This window comes from Massilia sp. UYP11 (assembly GCF_050434805.1).
Lineage (GTDB): Bacteria > Pseudomonadota > Gammaproteobacteria > Burkholderiales > Burkholderiaceae_D > Telluria.
Genome location: NZ_JBNDJE010000014.1, coordinates 100,641 through 119,695, shown reverse-complemented (window position 1 = coordinate 119,695; position 19,055 = coordinate 100,641). Strand labels below are relative to the sequence as shown.

Below are 19,055 nucleotides of genomic sequence, written 5' to 3'. Positions count from 1 at the left end.
GATGATAGTGCTGCAACCAGTGTGAAAGTAGGTTATCGTCAGGCTAGTTATATAGAAAAACCCCACCAGGTGATCCTGGTGGGGTTTTTTGCTTTCAACTCCCGAAACCCCCTCTGTTATGCGTGTGGCATTTTTTGCTTTGGGGATTCCACCGCTTGTCCGACATCAGCGCCAAAGTCGCTGCCTCGCGGCAACATACTCTAGTCCCAACCACTGGAGAACCCCATGGATCCATCCAATGAACCCGCCGGCCTGAGCGACAAGCTGATGGGCCCGATCACGGCCGTCATCGACAAGCGGCGCGCAGACCTGATGCCGATGCTGCAGGGAGGCGCGGGCCACGCTGCCCAGGCTGCCCTGCGCGACGACGAGTGCGTGCGCAAGGTCGCCACCTTTTGCTATCCCTTGTTGCCTGTGCTGATCCGCCTGGCGGTGAAGGAGCCGACCTTCATCAGCTTCGTCCTGAACAACCGGGAGAAAGTGCTGGGGCGCCTCACTGCGCCCGCTTGAATCACTGCGTCGTCACCGTCACCGGCTCGGCCGTCGGGGCTACAGCCTGCCCGCGGCTGATGCTGTCGCCATCGTTGCGGCGCAGGCGCCAGAACACGGCCGAGGAGAGCACGGTCAGCACCGCCAGGACCGCAAAACCATGGTGCAGGGCCTGCGTCACTTGGCTCTGGTTGGTCTGCGACACGTCGCCCAGGAACCATGCGGTGACGATCGACCCGGCCGCCAGGCCAAAGCTCATCGACAACTGCTGGAGCGAGCTCGACATCGTGCTGGCCATGCTGGTATCGGCCGGCTCGATGTCGGCATAAGCCAGCGTATTCATGCTCGAGAACTGCAGCGAGTTGAAGAAGCCCTGCATCAGGCTGATGCCGACGATCACCGCCAGCGGCGTGCCGGCATCCACTAGCGTAAACATCGCGATGGTCACGCCGATCAGGATCGTATTCACCAGCAGCACCCGGCGATAGCCGAAGCGCGCCAGCAAGCCGGGTGCGAATATCTTCATGCCCATCGCCGCCAGCGCCGCCGGCATCATCAGCAAGCCCGATTGCCATGCCGGCAGTCCCAGGCCGAGCTGGTACAGCAGCGGCAGCAGGAAGGGCAGGCCGCCGATGCCGAGACGGGTGACGAAGCCGCCCAGCACCGCGATGCGGAAGGTGCGCACCTTGAGCAAGGTCAGGCGCAGGAGCGGGAACTTGGTGCGCAACGCATGCCAGGCATACGCGCCCAGCAGGCCGAGCGCCAGCAGGAACAACAGGCCAGCCGTCATGCCATCGAGCGTATGCTCGCCAAACACTTCCAGCACCCAGGACAGCAGGGCGGTGCCGCTGCTGAACAGGATCAGGCCGGGCACGTCGAGCGGACGCCGCTCTTCGGAGCGATAGTCAGGCATATGGCGCCAGACAAAATACAGCGCCGCCAATCCAACCGGGATATTGACGAAGAAGATCACGCGCCACGAAGTCCAGTGCACGATCAGGCCGCCGACCGTCGGCCCCAACAGCGGGCCGATCAGGGCCGGGATGATGACGAAGTTCATCGCCCCCAGCAGCTCGTTCTTGGGGAAGGTGCGCACGATCGACAAGCGGCCGATCGGGATCATCATGGCGCCGCCCAATCCTTGCAGCAGCCGGGCGCCGGTCATCATGTGGGCGCTCACTGACAGCCCGCACAGTACCGATGCGAAGGTGAACACGGCAATGGCCGTAAAGAACACACGGCGGGTGCCGAAACGGTCGGCCATCCAGCCGCTCAAGGGAATGCCGACCGCGAGGCCGAGGATGTAGCTGGTGACGATCGATTTCAGGCTCAGCGGCGTAACGCCGAGGCTGGTGGCAATGCTGGGAATGGCGGTATTGACGATGGTCGCATCGAGCTGCTCCATGAACAGGGCAGTCGCGACGAGCCAGGGAAGGTAGCGCTTGAGGGTGGGCGAAGGGGTCAATCGGGCCTCATGAAAACGGCAGGCGGCAGCGGCCGCCAGAGGCACGATTGTGTCACAAACTACAAGACGACCGCGCCATGGACCGGCCGTTGCCGGCCCATGCGCGCATCATGGAAATCAGAAGCGGTAAGCCGCCTTGGCGATGAACCAGTTGGCGCCCGCGTTCGGGCTCTTGATGCTGGCGTTCGAGTAATGCTGGTACTTCAGGCCGAAGTCCCACTTCTGGGTGGTGTAGCCGATGCCGATGTGGTCGCCGAACTGGAAGGCGGTCGACAGTTCCTTGTCCTCGTTCTTGTACAGGGTCGAGAACAGGTTGACGCCGATGCCGATCTCGCCGTACAGGCCGAGCTTGTTGTCATTCTGGTAGCGGAACACCGGGGTGAAGCCGATGACGCCGATGTTCTTGTTCTGGCCGCGCACGTTCTCATAGGAGTTCAGGCGCCACAGGGCCAGGTTGCCTTCCCAGTAGCCCGACAGGTGACGGCCGTTGCCAGCGAACCAGCGCTTGTCCCAGTCGGACTGGACCGCGATGCGGTACATGCGCTGCTGTGGGTTGGTGCCGACTTCGAACGAGGCGGAATCGATGTAGCCATTGCCGACGGTGGATTGCGCCGAGGCGAACGGAGCGAACAGCGCAGCGCAGCAAGCCGCCAGCGCGCCGATTTTTTTCTTGGTAGTGATCATGGTTATCCCTGGGAGGAAAAAGCGTATTTCTTATTTAATGCGCTATTGTACTAGCGAGAACAATAGCGTGCTGGCGGCCATGTCGCCATGTGACGAAGGTATGATAGAGCCCGCCGCAACCGAACCACATCAATAATAATGGCCGAACCAATCGAACCCACGATCGCTCCCTTGTACCCGCTGGCCGCGCCGATGGTGCGCCAGCCCGAACCCGCGGTGCTGCCGCACGATCCGGTGGGCGAGCACATCGCCGCCCATCTCGGCACGCCCGCCATGTATTTCCACGAGACCGGGGCCGACGGCGTCCAGGTCGACATTCACGTGATCGGGCCGACCGCGTCCTATCCCTACGTGCGCCTGGTGACGTCGGGCATGAGCAGGCAGCCGATGAACGTGCCGCAAGGCGCACCGGCTTACGCCGAGCTCATGATGGCCCTGCCGGCCACCTGGCAACTGGACGAGGCGGCGATGCAGGACGAGCGCTGGTACTGGCCGGTCGCCCTGCTGCGCCACCTGGCGCATTATCCGCATAAAGAGCGCACCTGGATCGGCCTCGGCCACTCCTTGCCGAACGGGAACCCGGCCAAGCCGTATATCGCCGGCATCGGTTTATGCGGCGCCATCGTGCTGCCGCCGGCATCGAGTCCGGAACCGTTCCACTCGGTCACGGTCGACGGCAAGGACGTCTATTTTCACTGCGTCGTGCCGCTGTACAAGGAAGAGCTGAACCTGGCGCGCCGCCGCGGCTTTCCGGAACTGATCGACAAGTTCAACCAGTACAACGTCACCGACGTGGTCGACCCGGCGCGCAAGAACACGGCCCGAAAGAAATTCCTCGGGCTGTTCTAAGCGTTAGACAGGCTCATCTCCGCCAGCCGCACCCAGTAGCTGGCGCCGATCGGCAGCAGGTTGTCGTTGAAGTCGTAGCTGGCATTGTGCAACTGGCAAGGGCCGAGTCCATGGCCGCCAGCGCGGTGCGCGCCTTCGCCATTGCCGATGAAGACATAGCAGCCCGGCTTGGCCTGCAGCATGAAAGCGAAGTCCTCGGCGCCCATGGTCGGTTCGACATTGGCGTCGACCTGGGCCGGCCCCGCCACCGCGCGCATCGCCTCGATCGCGAACGCGGTCTGTTCCGGATGGTTCACCAGCGGCGGGTAATTGCGCTTGAAACCGAAGTCGATGCTGGCGCCAAAGCCGGCCGCGATGCCATTGGCCATCTCCTGCATGCGGCGCTCGACCAGGTCGAGCACCTCGGTGGTGAAGGTGCGCACCGTGCCGACCAGTTCGGCTTCATCGGGGATGATATTGGTGGCGCTGCCGGCATGGATTTGCGTGATCGACAGCACCGCCGTGTGCAGCGGGTTCTTTTCGCGCGAGACGATCGTCTGCCAGGCTTGCGCGATCTGCACCGCCACCATCACCGGATCGATGCCGCGATGCGGCTGCGCCGCGTGCGCACCCTTGCCGCGCACGGTCACGCGGAATTCGTTACTCGAGGCCATCATCGGGCCGGCGACGACACCGAAATGCCCTTCCGGAATGCCTGGCCAATTGTGCATGCCATACACGGCGTCCATCGGGAAGCGCTCGAACAGGCCGTCGTCGATCATGCGTTTGGCGCCGCCGCCGCCTTCTTCGGCCGGCTGGAAGATCAGGTACACGGTGCCATCGAAGTTGCGGTGCTGCGCCAGGTAGTGGGCGGCGCCGAGCAGCATCGCGGTGTGGCCGTCATGGCCGCAGGCGTGCATCTTGCCCGCGTGGGTCGAGGCATGCGCGAAGCCGTTCAGCTCTTGCATCGGCAGCGCGTCCATGTCGGCGCGCAGGCCGATCGCGCGTGCCGACGTGCCGTTCTTGATGATGCCGACCACGCCGGTCACGCCCAGGCCGCGCACCACGGGGATGCCCCACGCGCTCAGGCGTTCGGCAACGATGTCCGCGGTGCGGTGTTCTTCATAGCACAGCTCCGGGTGGGCATGCAGGTCACGTCGGATGGCCTGGATCTCTGCTTGAGAAGCCAGGATGGGTTCCACTAGTTTCATCGTGCTCTCCTCGCTGTTTGCGAATCTGTTACCACGCTGTCCAGCCTTTGCATGGCATCGTTTTAACTATTGTAGCCTGCCTCAAACAGACTTGACAGAGGAGGGCGCGAAGCCCTCCGGAATCGTATAAAGTATTGGATTAACGCAGTTTTTCACCGAAGTCCGATAAGAAAATGACCACTACCCAAGTCCGTGCGACCTGCCCCCACGACTGTCCCGACACCTGCGCCATCCTGGTCAAGGTCGAAGACGGCGTCGCGACAGAAGTGAAGGGCGATCCGGAGCATCCGACCACGGCTGGGGTGTTGTGCACCAAGGTGTCGCGCTATGTCGAGCGCACCTATCATCCGGACCGCGTGCTGTACCCGATGCGCCGCGTGGGCCGCAAGGGAGAAGGGAAATTCGAACGCATCAGCTGGGACGAGGCGCTCGACCTGATCGCAGGGCGTCTGACAGACATCAGCGCGCGCGATCCGCAGGCCGTCCTGCCCTATAGCTATTGCGGCACCATGGGCCTGGTGCAGGGCGAATCGATGTCGCTGCGCTTCTTCAACAAGCTGGGCGCCTCGCTGCTCGATCGCACCATCTGCGCCACCGCCGGCGCCACCGGCTACCGCTATACCATCGGCAGTTCGATCGGGACCGACCTCGAGGAGTTCCAGGACGCCAGGCTGATCCTGATCTGGGGCGGCAACCCGATCGCATCCAACCTGCATTTCTGGATGCGCGCGCAAGAGGCCAAGCGGCGCGGCGCCACCCTGATCGCGATCGATCCCTATCGTTCCCTGACGGCCGAGAAGTGCCATCAGCACATCGCCCTGTTGCCGGGCACCGACGCGGCGCTGGCGCTGGGCATGATGCACGTGTTGATCAAGGAAGACCTGCTCGACCACGACTACATCGAGCAACACACGCTCGGCTTCGAGCCCTTGAAGGCGCGCGCCCTGGAATGGACGCCGGAACGCACCGCCGACACCTGCGGCATCACGGTCGATGAAGTGGTCAACCTGGCACGCCTGTACGGCCAGACGGCGAAGAACGGCGAAGCGGCCGCGATCCGTATCAACTATGGCATCCAGCGCGTGCGCGGCGGCGGCATGGCGGTGCGCAACATCGCCTGCCTGCCGGCGCTGGTGGGCGCCTGGCGCCTGCCGGCCGGCGGCATCCAGCTGTCGACCTCGGCGTCGTTCCCGACCAACCGTCCGGCGCTGCAGCGCCCGGATTTGCTGGCCGGCCGCATGCCGCGCACGATCAATATGACCACCATCGGCGACGACCTGCTCCGGGAAGCGTCGCCCGATTTCGGCCCCAGGATCGAGGCCGTCATCGTCTACAACGCCAACCCATTGGCGATCGCGCCCGATTCGCGCAAGGTGCAGCAGGGTTTCGAGCGCGAAGACCTGTTCACCGTGGTGCTCGAACACTTTCACACCGATAGCGCCGACTATGCCGACATCCTGTTGCCGGCCACTACCCAGCTCGAGCACGTCGATGCGCACCTGGCCTATGGCCACCTGTACATGATGGCGAATAATGCCGCCATCGCCCCGGTCGGCGAATCGAAGCCGAACACCGAATTCTTCCGCCTGCTGGCGGCGCGCATGGGTTATGACGACCCGTGCTTCCAGGAAAGCGACGACGAGATCGCGGCCCAGGCTTTCAACAAGAACGATGCGCGCGCGATCCACTTCGACTGGGAGTCGCTCAAGCGCAGCGGCTGGAAAAAGCTGAACATGCCGGCCGCGCCGTTCGCCGCGGGCGGTTTCTCGACCCCCTCCGGCAAGTGCGAATTCTTTTCCGAGAGCATGCTGGCCGATGGGCTCGATCCGGTGCCCACCTATATTCCGCCATACGAGTCCGTGGCGTCCAATCCGATTCTTGCCGAAAAATACCCGCTGGCGATGATTTCTCCGCCGGCACGGAACTTCCTCAACTCGACGTTTGTCAATGTAAAGAGCCTGCGTGCAACTGAGGGCGAACCGCACCTCGACATCCACCCGAACGACGCCGCGGCACGCGGCATCGCCCACGGTGACATGGCGCGCATTTTTAATGACCGCGGTTCGTTCATCGCCCGCGCACGCGTGACCGACAAGGCGCGTGCTGGATTGGTGGTGGGCTTGTCGATCTGGTGGAAGAAACTCGCCAGCGACGGCAAGAACGCCAATGAAGTCACCAGCCAGCGTCTGACCGACATGGGCCGGGCGCCCACTTTCTACGACACCCTGGTGCAGGTCGAAAGAGCTGCACCCTCGACGCGAGATGAAACCCTCTAGATTCTCCCAGGCCTTCAAGCCAGTCATGGTCGCGGCAGCCGCGGCCCTCATGTTGTCAAGCTGCTCATCCCTCTCCTACTACACCCAGGCCGCGCAAGGCCAGCTGCAATTGCTGACCAATGCGCGTCCGATCGACGACTGGATCGCCGACAGCAACACCAACGTCAAGCTGCGTCATCGCCTCGAGTCGGCGCGCCAGATCCGCCGCTTCGCCATCCAGGAAATGAAGCTGCCCGACAACGGCAGCTATACCAACTACACCCATCTCGGCCGGCCCTACGTGTTGTGGAACGTGGTCGCCACGCCCGAGCTGTCGCTCAAGCCAGTCCAGTGGTGCTTCCCGGTGGCCGGCTGCGTGAACTATCGCGGCTACTACAGCAAGGCCGAGGCCCAGGCGTATGCAAAGAAACTGCGTGCGCAGGGCAACGACGTCGAGGTCGGGGGCGTGAGCGCCTATTCGACCCTGGGCTGGTTCAGCGATCCGCTGATGTCGACCTTCATCAATTATCCGGACGCCGAGCTGGCGCGCCTGATCTTCCATGAACTGGCGCACCAGGTGGTCTACGTGGCGGGCGATTCGCAGTTCAACGAATCGTTTGCCAGCGCGGTGGAGCAGGCCGGCGTGGAAGCCTGGCTCGAGCGCTTCGGCAATCCCCAGATGAACGAAGCGTACGAGCGCTACAAGAACCGCAAGAGCGACTTCCTGGCCTTGCTGCTGCGCTATCGCGGCGAGCTGGAGCGTACTTACAAGAGCATGGAGCCCGACAGCGTCAAGCGCGCGGCCAAGGCGCGCCTGTTCCTGGGGCTGCAGGATGATTACCTGGTGCTCAAGGCGAACTGGGGCGGCTACGCCGGCTACGACCGCTTCTTTGCCGAGCCGCTGTCGAACGCCCATCTGGCTTCGGTGGCGACCTATAATGATTTCGTGCCGGCGTTTCGCGTTTTGCTGCACCGCGAGAAGTCGTGGCGCGGCTTCTACAAGGCCGTCAACCAGCTGGCCAAGCTCGGCAAGGAAGAGCGTCATCGCGTACTCAAGCGCCTCGGCGCGAAGGCCACGCCGGGCACGCTGGTGGTGCAGCGCACCATGGGAGCCTCTCCGTAGAGGGCCGGTTCCAATCGCCGCAAAACCGCTTGCGTACAGGGGCGCTGCCCGATAGCATCACCACCAGCGATGGCAAAGGCATAAGCCACGTGCACAGGCGCGCCCGGCAAGCCCCTCCGGCCGCCCGACCAAAACGATAAAAATCGAGACAGAGGTGAGCGATGGACAAAATTTGGCTGCAGTCGTATCCCCCGGGCGTGCCTGCGGAGATTGATCCGGATCAATACCGCTCCTTGGTGCATTTGCTCGAAGAATCCTTCAGCAAGTATGCGGACCGCAAAGCCTATGTGTGCATGGACAAGTTCCTTACCTATGGCGAACTCGATGCGTATTCGAAGCGGCTCGCCGCCTGGCTGCAGAGCCGCGGCCTGGCCCCGGGCGCGCGCGTGGCGATCATGATGCCGAACGTGCTGCAGTATCCGATCGCACTGGCCGCCGTGCTGCGCGCCGGCTACACCGTCGTCAACGTCAATCCGCTGTACACCGCGCGCGAACTGGAGCACCAGATCGGCGACTCGGGCAGCGAAGCGATCATCGTGCTGGAGAATTTCGCCCACACCGTGCAGAGCGTGATGGGCAAGACCCCGCTGCGCCACGTGGTGGTGGCCAGCATGGGCGAGATGCTGGGCGGCGTAAAGGGCATGCTGGTCAACTTCGTGGTGCGCAACGTCAAGAAGATGGTGCCCGAGTTCTCGCTGCCGAACATGGTCACCTTCAAGGAAGCGCTGGCCCAGGGCGAGCGCATGCCGTTCAAGCCGGCCGAACTCAGAGGCGACGACGTCGCCTTCCTGCAGTACACGGGCGGCACCACCGGCGTCTCGAAAGGCGCCACGCTCACCCACCGCAACGTGATCGCCAACGTGCTGCAGACCGAGGCCTGGGCAGAGCCGTGCATGAAGCAGACCGCTGGCGAGCAGGTCACGATCGTGTGCGCGCTGCCGCTGTACCACATCTTCGCGCTGACCGCCTGCGCGATGTGGGGCATGCGCATGGGCGCCCTGAACGTCCTGATCGTCAATCCGCGTGACATTCCCGCCTTCGTCAAGGAACTGGCGAAGTACCGCGTCAACATGCTGCCGGCCGTGAACACGCTGTACAACGCGCTGGCCAACAATCCCGAATTCGCCCACCTCGATTTCTCGTCGCTGCGCATGTGCAACGGCGGCGGCATGGCGGTGCAAAAGCCGGTGGCCGACAAGTGGCGCGAGCTGACCGGGGTGGCCATCGTCGAAGGCTACGGCCTGTCCGAGACGTCGCCAGTGGCCACCTGCAACCGTGCCGACAGCAAGGAATTCACCGGCACGATCGGCCTGCCGGTGCCGTCGACCGACATCGCGATCATCGACGACGAAGGCCGCCACATGGCGCCGGGAGAGATCGGCGAGATCGCCATCCGCGGCCCGCAGGTGATGGCCGGCTACTGGAACCGTCCCGACGAAACCGCGAAGGTGATGACCGCGGACGGCTTCTTCCGCTCGGGCGACGTCGGCATCATGGACGCAGCCGGCTTCGTGAAGATCGTCGACCGCAAGAAGGACATGATCCTGGTCTCGGGCTTCAACGTCTATCCGAACGAGCTCGAAGGCGTGATCGCCGGCCATCCGGGCGTGCTCGAATGCGCCGTGGTCGGCGTGCCCGACGACCATTCGGGCGAGGCGGTCAAGGTATTCGTGGTAAAGAAAGACCCTGACCTTACGGCCGAGCAGCTGATGGACTACTGCAAGCAGCAGTTCACCGGCTACAAGCGACCGAAGTACATCGAGTTCCGCGACGAGCTACCGAAGACCAACGTCGGCAAGATCCTGAGGCGCGCGCTGAGGGACGAGAAAAAGCAGGCGGAGACCGTGACGTAAGCATTGTGATGGGACTGACCCGGCGAAAGCCGCCCCGTCGGGCGGCTTTCGCGTTTTATTGGAACCAACAAGGAAGGCAGGACAGATGGACAAATTTTGGCTCTCGTCGTACGAGAACGGCGTGGCGGCTCAGATCGATCCGACCCAGTACCGCTCGCTGACGCATCTGCTGGAGGAGGCGTTTCGCAAGTACGCCGACCGCAAGGCCTATGCCTGCATGGGCAAGTCCATCACCTTCGCGGAACTGGATGCGATGTCGCTGCGCATGGCTGCCTGGCTGCAGGCGCGCGGCCTGAAGCCAGGCGCGCGCGTGGCGATCATGCTGCCCAACGTGCTGCAGTATCCGGTGGCGCTGGCCGCCGTGCTGCGCGCAGGCTACGTGGTCGTCAACGTCAACCCGCTGTACACGCCGCGCGAGCTGCAGCACCAGCTGGTCGATTCCGGCGCCGAGGCGATCGTGGTGCTCGAGAACTTCGCCCACACGCTCGAGCAGGTGGTGCGCCAGACGAACGTCAAGCACGTTGTGCTGGCCACCATGGGTGACCTGCTGGGCGGCCTGAAAGGCACGCTGGTCAATCTGGTGGTGCGCAAGGTCAAGAAGATGGTGCCGGCCTATTCGCTGCCGGGCGCGGTCGGCTTCAACACGGTGCTGGCCGACGGCGCGAGCGAGACGCTCAAGCCGGTCGCGGTCGGCCACGACGACATCGCCTTCCTGCAGTACACGGGCGGCACCACCGGGGTGTCGAAGGGCGCGGTGCTGCTGCACCGCCACGTGATCGCCAACGTGCTGCAGAACGAAGCCTGGTTCGGGCCGACCCTCGCCAAGCTGAAGGCCGGCGAACAGCCGCAGTTCGCCTGCGCGCTGCCGCTGTACCACATCTATGCGCTCACGGTCTGCGCACTGCTGGGCCTGCGCACCGGCGGCATGAACCTGTTGATCCCGAACCCGCGCGACATCAATGGCTTCATCAAGGAGCTGAAAGGCTATCGCATCAACATCTTCCCGGCCGTGAACACGCTGTACAACGGCCTGCTCAACAACGACGATTTCGCCAGGCTCGATTTCTCGGGCCTGATGGTGTGCCCGGGCGGCGGCATGGCGGTGCAGAAGGCCGTGGCCGACAAGTGGCTCAAGACCACCGGCATCCCGATCGTCGAGGGTTACGGCCTGTCCGAGACCTCGCCGGTGGTGACCGCCAATCGCTGCGACATTACCGAATTCACCGGCACCATCGGCCTGCCGCTGCCCTCGACCGAGCTGCGCATCCTGGACGAGGCGGGCGCCGAAGTCCCGTTCGGCACCGCCGGCGAGATCGCCGTGCGCGGCCCGCAGGTGATGGCCGGCTACTGGCAGCGCGACGACGAGACGGCCAAGGTCATGACCGCGGACGGCTTCTTCAAGACCGGCGACATCGGCATCATGGACGACAAGGGCTATACCCGCATCGTCGACCGCAAGAAGGACATGATCCTGGTCTCGGGTTTCAACGTCTATCCGAACGAGGTGGAGGGCGTGGTGGCCGCGCACCCGGGCGTGCTGGAAGTGGCGTGCGTGGGCGTGCCTGACCAGAACTCGGGCGAGGCCGTGAAGCTGTACGTGGTGAAGAAGGACGCCGATCTCACCACCGAACAGCTCAAGGAATTCTGCAAGGACCAGCTGACCGGCTACAAGCGGCCCAAGTTCATCGAATTTCGCGAGTCCCTGCCGAAGACGAACGTCGGCAAGATCCTGCGGCGCGAACTGCGCGACGAGAAGAAGAGCGCGTGATCGGCGATTGCGCGATCATGCGCAACGCCGACAATTTACGTTAGCCCCCGCACGTCGTTCCCGCGCAGGCGGGAACCTAAGTACTGCGTGCGTTGCGATAACGCGGGCAAACTTGGGTTCCCGCCGAGGCGCCCGGCGAGGGCGGGAACGACGTTTTTGGGCTAACAAAAAGGGGAAACTTAGCGGTGCGCCACCAGCGACTCGAGCGGCGGCAGCTGGCGCGGCTTGCGGTCCGGGCCGGTGGCGACATAGGTCAGCGTCGCCTCGGTCACCTTGACCACCTCGGCCGCCAGGCGGTTGCGCTCGGCGTACACCTCGACGAAGACGGTGACCGAGGTGTTGCCGACCTTGGTGATGTCGGCGTAGAACGACAGCAGGTCGCCCACGAACACCGGGTTCTTGAACAGGAAGGAGTTGACGGCGATGGTCGCCACGCGGCCGTTGGCGCGGCGGGTGGCCGGCAGCGAGCCGGCCAGGTCGACCTGGGCCATGATCCAGCCGCCGAACACGTCGCCGTACACATTGGCGTCGGACGGGGCGGGCATGACGCGCAATTCGGGCATTTTTCCTGCCGGCAGACGTACCGTGGTCGGGATGGTGGGTGGGGCGTTTTCGGGCGTGGTCATCGTGAATTCTCGGTAAAAGCTACAATCGACCCGAATTGAACCATAAATCCAGAAGCCCCGTCATGCGCCGTAACTCCGCACCGCTCCCTCCCGATACCCAAGCTGGCCCCCGTAACGACTGGGCCACGCTGACAACGCTGTTCCCCTACCTGTGGGTCTACAAGTGGCGGGTGATGGCCGCCATGGCCGCGCTGGTCGGCGCCAAGATGGCCAACGTCGGCGTGCCGCTGGTGCTCAAGAAGATCATCGACGGCCTGGCGATCGACCCGGCGCACCCGCATGCGCTGCTGGTGCTGCCGCTCGGCCTGCTGGTCGGCTATGGCCTGCTGCGCCTGTCGATGACGGTCTTCACCGAGCTGCGCGAATTCCTGTTCGCGCGCGTGACCCAGCGCGCGGTGCGCACCATCGCGCTCAAGGTATTCCGCCACCTGCATGCGCTGTCGCTGCGTTTCCACCTGAACCGCCAGACCGGCGGCATGACGCGCGACATCGAGCGCGGCACGCGGGGCGTCAATTCGCTGATTTCGTATTCGCTGTTTAACATCTTGCCGACCCTGGTCGAGATCACGCTGGTGCTGGTCTACCTGGTGTTCAACTACGACATCTGGTTCACGATCATCACGGCGGGGGCGCTGGCGTCCTACATCACCTTCACGGTGATCGTGACCGAGTGGCGCACGCACTTCCGGCGCACGATGAACGAGCTGGAGTCAAAAGCCAGTACCCGTGCAATCGACTCGCTGCTCAACTACGAGACGGTCAAGTACTTCGGCAACGAGGACTACGAGGCGCGGCGCTACGACGAAGGCCTGAAGAACTACGAGAACGCCGGGGTGCGCTCGCAGACCTCGCTGTCGTTCCTGAACACCGGACAGTCCTTGATCATCGCCACCGCCGTCACGCTGATCCTGTGGCGCGCGACCGAGGGCGTCATTGCCGGCACCATGAGCCTGGGCGACTTGGTGCTGGTCAATACCTTCATGATCCAGCTCTACCTGCCGCTCAACTTCCTGGGCGTGATCTACCGCGAGATCAAGCAAAGCCTGGCCGACATGGAGCGCCTGTTCGGCCTGCTGGACCAGAACCGCGAAGTGGCCGACAGTCCCAAGGCCCAGGCGCTGGTGACGAAAGGCGCCGAGGTCGCGTTCTCGCACGTCGAGTTCAGCTACGAATCCAAGCGGCAGATCCTGTTCGACGTCGACTTCACGATTCCCGCCGGGACCACGACCGCGGTCGTGGGCCATAGCGGCTCGGGCAAGTCGACCCTGTCGCGGCTGCTGTTTCGCTTCTACGACGTCAACGGCGGCGCGATCCGCATCGACGGCCAGGACCTGCGCGACGTCACCCAGGAATCGCTGCGCGCCGCGATCGGCATCGTGCCGCAGGACACGGTGCTGTTCAACGACACGATCGAATACAACATCGCCTATGGCCGGCCCGGCGCCAGCCGCGCGGACATCGTGGCGGCGGCGCGCGCGGCCTCGATCCACGACTTCATCGAGAGCCTGCCGGACGGCTACGGGAGCATGGTGGGCGAGCGCGGCCTGAAACTGTCGGGCGGAGAGAAGCAGCGGGTGGCGATCGCGCGCACCTTGCTCAAGGATCCGGCGATCCTGATCTTCGACGAGGCCACGTCGGCGCTCGATTCGCGCTCGGAGCAGGCGATCCAGGCGCAACTGAAGGAGATCGCGAAGAACCGCACGACCCTGGTGATCGCGCACCGCCTGTCGACGATCGCCGATGCGCAGCAGATCATCGTGCTCGACCACGGCAGGATCGTCGAGCGCGGCACGCATTATTCGCTGCTGGCGGAGCAGGGCCTGTATGCGCAGATGTGGGAACGGCAGCTGGCGCGGCCCGACGAGGACGTGGCCTCGCCGCCGCTGGAAATGATGGAGGGCATGGACGGCGCGCCATCCATGCCGAAGGCGCACTCCTGACGGCTCAGGGCTTCTTGTAGACCACGCCGTCCTTCATCACGAACTTGACCTGCTCGAGCACCTTGACGTCCTTGAGCGGGTCACCCTCGACCGCGATGATGTCGGCCGCGAAGCCCGCTTCGATCGCGCCCAGGCGCTTCGGCTGGTCGAGCAGGATGGCCGCGTTCACGGTGGCCGCGCGGATCGCGTCGAGCGGCGTCATGCCCGCTTCGACCATGTAGCCGAATTCCTTGGCGTTCTCGCCGTGCGGGAACACGCCGGCATCGGTGCCGAAGGCGATCTTCACGCCGGCTTGATAGGCGCGGCCGAAGGTGGCTTGCAGCTGCGGGCCGATCGCGGCCGCCTTCGGGCGCACCAGGGCCGAATAGTAATTCGGATCCTTGGCCTTGTCCGCCACGTAGCGGCCGGCCGAGATGGTCGGCACGTACCAGCCGCCGCCTTTCTTGAACAGCGCGACGACCTCGTCGTCCATCAGGGTGCCGTGTTCGATCGAGTCGACGCCGACGCGCAGCGCGCGCTTCATGCCTTCGGCGCCGTGGGCGTGGGCCGCGACGCGGAAACCGTAGTCCTTCGCGGTGCTCACCACGGCGCGCAGCTCGTCCTCGGTGTACTGCGAGTTCTGGCCGCTGGCCGCCTGGCTCAGCACGCCGCCGGTGGCGGTGACCTTGATCAGGTCGGCGCCGTCCTTGTAGCGGGTGCGCACCGCCTGGCGCGCTTCCTCGGGGCTGTTCAACACACCCTCGACCGGGCCGGGCGTGCCGATCTTCTCGGACAGGAAGTGCGACAGGTTGTTGGTCGGGTCGGCGTGGCCGCCGGTGGTGGCCAGCGATTTTCCGGCGGTGAACATGCGCGGGCCCGGCACGTCGCCGGCGGCGATGGCGCGCTTGAGCGCGATGTTCAGGTTGTCGGCGGCGCCCAGGTCGCGCACCGTGGTGAAGCCGGCCATCAGGGTGCGCTCGGCGTATTTCACCGAACGGAAGGCCATGTCGGCCGGGTTGGCGGTCAGGCGGTCGCGGTAGGCGTCGACCGCCGGCTGGGTTTCGCTGGTCAGGTGCACGTGCATGTCGATCAGGCCCGGCAGGCAGCTGTGGCGCGACAGGTCGATGTTGCCGGCGGCCTGCGCCATCGGCCCCACCGACACGATGCTGCCGTTCTCGATCACGATGCTGACGCGCTCGCGCCATGCGCCTTTCTGGACGTCCAGCAGCCGGCCGCAGTCGACCGTCTGGGTGGCGGCGTGCGCGCCGTTCAGGGCCAGCAGCATGCCGGCGGCAACCATCTGTTTCATCTCTCGCTCCCTTTTTTCATTATTGACGCATAAAAAAAGGCCCTCCATCGCTGGAAGGCCCCGTTACTACAAGCAGCCGTTCGCCGTCTTCATCGCAGCGGCGAGACGGCCGGTTCCTTGTTCGGTTCCCCCAGGTCGCCCTCCCACTTGGCGACGACGGCGGTGGCGATGCCGTTGCCGATCACGTTGGTGGCCGAGCGCGCCATGTCCAGGAAGTGGTCGATCGCCAGCAGCAGCAAGAGGCCCGCTTCCGGGATGTCGAACTGGTTCAGCGTGGCCGCGATCACGACCAGCGAGGCGCGCGGCACGCCGGCCATGCCTTTCGAGGTCAGCATCAGCACCAGCATCATGGTGATCTGGGTGCCCAGCGACAGCTCGATGCCGTAGGCCTGGGCGATGAAGACGGCGGCGAAGGTGCAGTACATCATCGAGCCGTCCAGGTTGAACGAGTAACCGATCGGCAGCACGAACGAGGCCAGGCGGTTCTTGACGCCGAAGCGCTCCAGGCTTTCCAGGGTTTTCGGGAAGGCGGCTTCGGACGAGGCGGTCGAGAAGGCCAGCACGGTCGGGCCGCGCAGCTCCGAGATCAGGCGCAGGATGCGCGGGCCGATCACGGCCATGCCGATGCCGATCAGGACGATCCACAAGAGCGCGATGCCGAAGTAGAACTGGGCCATGAAGATGCCATAGGTCGACAGCACGCCCAGGCCGCTCTTGGCGATGATGCCGGCCACCGCCGCGAACACCGCGATCGGCGCGAAGTTCATCACGTAGCCGGTCAGCTTGAGCATCACGTGGGCGACGCCGTCGATGACGTCGATCATCGGCGTGGCGCGCGCGCCGACGGCGGCGGCGGCGGTGCCGAAGAACAGCGAGAACACCACGATCTGCAGGATCTCGTTCTTGGCCATGCCGTCGACGATCGAGGTCGGGATCAGGTGGGTGATGAAGTCCTTCAGCGTCAGGCTGCCGCTGGTGATGCCCGATTGCGCGTCGACCGGCGGCATCATGCCCGCCGCGAACAATGCATCGCCCGGGCGGAAGATGTTCACCAGGACCAGGCCCAGCGACAGCGAGATGATCGAGGCGATCACGAACCAGCCCAGCGCCTTGACGCCGATGCGGCCGACTTCCTTGGCGTCGCCCATCCTGGCGATGCCGACCACCAGGGTCGCGAACACCAGCGGCGCGATGATCATCTTGATCAGGCGGAGGAACATCGTGGTAATCAGCGACATCGTGTCGGAGAAGCTCGTCGCGCCCGCCGTGTCCGTATTGGCGTTGACCAGGTAGCCGACCACGATGCCGATCACCAGGGCGATCATGATGAAGGTAGTCAGGCGGTTTCGGTTGTTCATAAAGCTTCCTGTCGTGTGGACCTGTGCAGGGCCGGCAACGGCGGATCGCGCTGTCGCGGGCGGATTGTTCGGGCAGTGACCGGTTTTCGAGGACCGAAGGCCGGGCGATTCTGAAGATTATGGCAAGTTCCGCAGTATCCTAGGCACTGTTAGTGCTGTCAAGCATGCTTACAAGGTTGACGTAACGGCATGCCGGCTACCCCGTCGGTATTCTCGGGCGGTCAACGCCGATGCTCTTGCGTGGTGGATGAAACGCACCTCCGGGCCCGCCGCGCGGGTAAAATACGCCATTCGTTTTTCGAGATCCGCCATGTCCACCATCGAGACCCCAGACACCATCACCATCACCCGTCCAGACGACTGGCACCTGCACCTGCGCGACGGCGCGGCGATGGCCAGCGTATTGCCGCACACCGCCCGCCAGTTCGGCCGCGCGATCGTGATGCCGAACCTGAGGCCGCCCGTGACCACGGCCGCCGCCGCCCTGGAGTACCGCGCCCGCATCCTGGCCGCGCTGCCGGAGGGGATGCGCTTTACGCCCTTGATGACGCTGTACCTGACCGACAATACCGATCCGGACGAGATCCGCCGCGCCCAGGACACCGGCTTCATCCACGCGGTCAAGCTGTACCCGGCCGGCGCCACCACCAACTCGGACGCCGGCGTCACCGACCTGAAAAAGTGCTACAAGACGCTGGAAGTGATGCAGGAAGTGGGCATGCCGCTGCTGGTGCATGGCGAAGTGACCGACAACGAGATCGACCTGTTCGACCGCGAAGCCGTGTTCATCGAGCGCGTGATGCGCCCGCTGCGCCGCGACATGCCGGCCCTGAACGTGGTGTTCGAGCACATCACCACCAAGGACGCTGCCCAGTACGTGGCCGAGGCCGAAGGCCCGATCGCGGCCACCATCACCGCCCACCACCTGCTGTACAACCGCAACGAGATCTTCCGCGGCGGCATCCGCCCGCACTTCTACTGCCTGCCGGTGCTCAAGCGCGAAGAACACCGCCTGGCGCTGGTCACCGCCGCCACCAGCGGCGACGAGCGCTTCTTCCTGGGCACCGACTCGGCCCCGCACGCGGTGCACACCAAATACGCCGCCTGCGGCTGCGCCGGCTGCTACACCGCGCTGCACGCGATGGAGATGTATACCGAAGCCTTCGCCCAGGCCGGCGCGCTCGACAAACTGGAAGCCTTCGCCAGCTTCAACGGCCCGGCCTTCTACAACCTGCCGCGCAACGAGGGCACGATCACGCTCAAGCGCGAAAGCTGGACCCTGCCGGAATCGGTGCCGATGGGCGAACACCAGCTGGTGCCGCTGAACGCGGGCGAGAGCATCAACTGGAAGATGGTGTAAGCCGTACCGTGCTGCCGCCGATCGACTGGGCGCAGCGGTGGTACGACGCGGTGCGCCCGGCGTTCGAGCGCGCCGCGCCGCCGCCGGATGGCTTCGTCGAGGCCTTCAACGCGGCGGCGCGCGCGCTCGACCTGCGTAACGGCGCCGGCATGCCGCTGTCCTTCGTGCCGCAGGCCGCGCTGCCGGAAGGGGCGGCCTATGAAGAATTCATCGGCGCCACCGGCCAGGTGCCGACCCGCGACAACCTGCACGACTTCTTCAATGCGTTGGTGTGGCAGACCTTCCCGGGTATCAAGCGCGCGCTGAACGCGCTGCAGGCGGCGCAGATCGCGCAGGCCGGCGTCGGCAAGTCGCGCGGGCCGGCGCGCGATGCCGCCACCATCTTCGACGAGAACGCGGCCTTGCTGGTGGTGCGCGACGATGAAACCGGGCGGGCGCTGGTCGAGGACTTGCGTGCGCACCGCTGGCTCGCGGCCCTGTACGATCGGCGTGACGCGTTCGGCAAGGACGTCGAGGTCTGGCTGTTCGGCCACGCGCTGATGGAAAAGCTGGTGGCGCCGCGCAAGGCGATCACCGCGCATACGCGGGTGGTGTTCGCCGGCGACGATTACTTCGCGCTGGCGTGGGACGCGCGCCGCGCATGGCTCGACCGCGAGGTGGCCGCCAGCCTGGCGCATCAGGAACTGACGCCGGGCGCCTTCACGCCCCTGCAGGTGCTGGGCATTCCAGGCTGGTGGCCTGGGCAAGACCCGGAATTTTATCTGGATACGACTGTGTTCCGTCCGAAGCGGACGGCTTGAATTGGGA

At 64.6% G+C, this 19,055-nt stretch carries 15 protein-coding genes; 9 read left to right on the top strand and 6 right to left on the bottom strand.

Annotation, left to right across the window (positions count from 1 at the left end; genetic code table 11):
* Nucleotides 1-225 precede the first annotated feature (225 nt).
* Nucleotides 226-510 carry a hypothetical protein gene (locus ABIB38_RS17755; protein WP_429205844.1) on the top strand — a complete coding sequence of 95 codons (285 nt, stop codon included), beginning with the start codon at nucleotides 226-228 and terminating at the stop codon, nucleotides 508-510.
* Between the two features lies 1 nt (nucleotide 511).
* Here ABIB38_RS17755 and ABIB38_RS17750 read toward each other — a convergent pair whose 3' ends face one another.
* Nucleotides 512-1,954 (bottom strand): DHA2 family efflux MFS transporter permease subunit, encoded by a 1,443-nt coding sequence (locus ABIB38_RS17750; RefSeq protein ID WP_429205843.1) that lies wholly within the window; start codon nucleotides 1,952-1,954, stop codon nucleotides 512-514.
* A 117-nt stretch (nucleotides 1,955-2,071) separates the two neighbouring features.
* Nucleotides 2,072-2,638 carry an acyloxyacyl hydrolase gene (locus ABIB38_RS17745; RefSeq protein ID WP_429205842.1) on the bottom strand — a complete coding sequence of 189 codons (567 nt, stop codon included), beginning with the start codon at nucleotides 2,636-2,638 and terminating at the stop codon, nucleotides 2,072-2,074.
* 138 nt (nucleotides 2,639-2,776) lie between these two features.
* On the opposite strand from ABIB38_RS17745, the gene ABIB38_RS17740 reads away from it, so the two are divergent.
* A complete protein-coding gene (locus tag ABIB38_RS17740) occupies nucleotides 2,777-3,487 on the top strand; it encodes a suppressor of fused domain protein (protein ID WP_429205840.1) in 711 nt (236 codons plus the stop codon).
* On the opposite strand, the gene ABIB38_RS17735 is transcribed toward ABIB38_RS17740, so the two are convergent.
* Nucleotides 3,484-4,677, bottom strand: a complete 1,194-nt coding sequence (locus ABIB38_RS17735) for a M20 aminoacylase family protein (RefSeq protein WP_429205838.1) — start codon at nucleotides 4,675-4,677, stop codon at nucleotides 3,484-3,486. The two genes, ABIB38_RS17740 and ABIB38_RS17735, sit on opposite strands and share 4 nt — an antisense overlap.
* 173 nt (nucleotides 4,678-4,850) lie before the next feature.
* Here ABIB38_RS17735 and ABIB38_RS17730 point away from each other — a divergent pair, with 173 nt between their 5' ends.
* The 4 genes from ABIB38_RS17730 (at nucleotide 4,851) to ABIB38_RS17715 (ending at nucleotide 11,676) form a co-directional block, all read left to right on the top strand.
* Nucleotides 4,851-6,953 carry a molybdopterin-containing oxidoreductase family protein gene (locus ABIB38_RS17730; protein WP_429205836.1) on the top strand — a complete coding sequence of 701 codons (2,103 nt, stop codon included), beginning with the start codon at nucleotides 4,851-4,853 and terminating at the stop codon, nucleotides 6,951-6,953.
* Between the two features lie 25 nt (nucleotides 6,954-6,978).
* The gene (locus ABIB38_RS17725; protein ID WP_429205851.1) at nucleotides 6,979-8,055 is read left to right on the top strand and encodes an aminopeptidase; all 1,077 of its coding nucleotides are present in this window, start codon (nucleotides 6,979-6,981) and stop codon (nucleotides 8,053-8,055) included.
* A 161-nt stretch (nucleotides 8,056-8,216) separates the two neighbouring features.
* Entirely contained in the window at nucleotides 8,217-9,908 is a 1,692-nt protein-coding gene (locus ABIB38_RS17720; protein ID WP_429205834.1) for a long-chain-fatty-acid--CoA ligase, read from the top strand.
* 85 nt (nucleotides 9,909-9,993) lie between these two features.
* Complete coding sequence (locus tag ABIB38_RS17715) at nucleotides 9,994-11,676, top strand: long-chain-fatty-acid--CoA ligase (protein ID WP_429205832.1); 1,683 nt, start codon at nucleotides 9,994-9,996, stop codon at nucleotides 11,674-11,676.
* A gap of 179 nt (nucleotides 11,677-11,855) precedes the next feature.
* Here ABIB38_RS17715 and ABIB38_RS17710 read toward each other — a convergent pair whose 3' ends face one another.
* Complete coding sequence (locus ABIB38_RS17710; protein ID WP_429205831.1) at nucleotides 11,856-12,302, bottom strand: acyl-CoA thioesterase; 447 nt, start codon at nucleotides 12,300-12,302, stop codon at nucleotides 11,856-11,858.
* 62 nt (nucleotides 12,303-12,364) lie between these two features.
* Here ABIB38_RS17710 and ABIB38_RS17705 point away from each other — a divergent pair, with 62 nt between their 5' ends.
* Nucleotides 12,365-14,242 (top strand): ABCB family ABC transporter ATP-binding protein/permease, encoded by a 1,878-nt coding sequence (locus ABIB38_RS17705; protein WP_429205829.1) that lies wholly within the window; start codon nucleotides 12,365-12,367, stop codon nucleotides 14,240-14,242.
* Nucleotides 14,243-14,246: 4 nt separating this feature from the next.
* Here ABIB38_RS17705 and ABIB38_RS17700 read toward each other — a convergent pair whose 3' ends face one another.
* Entirely contained in the window at nucleotides 14,247-15,530 is a 1,284-nt protein-coding gene (locus ABIB38_RS17700) for an amidohydrolase family protein (RefSeq protein ID WP_429205828.1), read from the bottom strand.
* Nucleotides 15,531-15,619: 89 nt separating this feature from the next.
* On the bottom strand, nucleotides 15,620-16,888 hold the full coding sequence (locus tag ABIB38_RS17695) for a dicarboxylate/amino acid:cation symporter (RefSeq protein ID WP_429205826.1): 1,269 nt from the start codon (nucleotides 16,886-16,888) through the stop codon (nucleotides 15,620-15,622).
* A 310-nt stretch (nucleotides 16,889-17,198) separates the two neighbouring features.
* Between ABIB38_RS17695 and pyrC the strand changes: the two genes are divergently transcribed.
* Nucleotides 17,199-18,248: a dihydroorotase gene (gene pyrC, locus ABIB38_RS17690; RefSeq protein ID WP_429205824.1), complete on the top strand. Its 1,050-nt coding sequence runs from the start codon at nucleotides 17,199-17,201 to the stop codon at nucleotides 18,246-18,248.
* A gap of 8 nt (nucleotides 18,249-18,256) precedes the next feature.
* Entirely contained in the window at nucleotides 18,257-19,048 is a 792-nt protein-coding gene (locus ABIB38_RS17685; protein ID WP_429205822.1) for a DUF3025 domain-containing protein, read from the top strand.
* Nucleotides 19,049-19,055: the final 7 nt, after the last annotated feature.